The sequence below is a fragment of the Streptococcus sp. HMSC066F01 genome (genome assembly GCF_001837335.1).
In the GTDB taxonomy this organism is placed as follows: Bacteria; Bacillota; Bacilli; order Lactobacillales; family Streptococcaceae; genus Streptococcus; species Streptococcus oralis_S.
This window is the reverse complement of the sequence record NZ_KV832082.1, coordinates 1-361: the sequence shown is the minus strand read 5'-3', so window position 1 is coordinate 361 and position 361 is coordinate 1. Positions and strand designations below refer to the sequence as shown.

General features: G+C 34.3%; 1 protein-coding gene. It reads left to right on the top strand.

The features are described 5' to 3' along the window. A partial coding sequence (locus HMPREF2655_RS02840) for a TlpA family protein disulfide reductase (protein WP_142352108.1) occupies nt 1–302 on the top strand: 302 nt, incomplete at its 5' end. Between the last annotated feature and the right edge of the window lie 59 nt (nt 303–361).

The window sequence follows — 361 nt, the reverse complement described above, 5'->3', positions numbered from 1 at the left end:
AGAAACAACTACCCATTGTTCAGCAGATGTATGAAAAGTATGGAGATCAAATTCATTTTGTTCTTCTGAATATGAACGAACCAGGAAAAGAAACAAAGGAAACTGCTGATCAGTATATCAAAGAAAAAGGATATACTTTCCCGTATTATTATGACGAAGATCAGTCCGCAGCCGATCTTTTACAGGTTCAAACCATACCAAGTATGTATCTTGTGACAAAACAGCAACAGGTAAAGAATGTATTAGTAAATCATACCACTGCTGAAATTTTCTCGAAAGAGTTACAAGAACTGCTAAACTAACATACATCTATTTCAGAAAAAAGGAGGAAGAAGAAATCGCAATAGGATTTCAGAGAAAA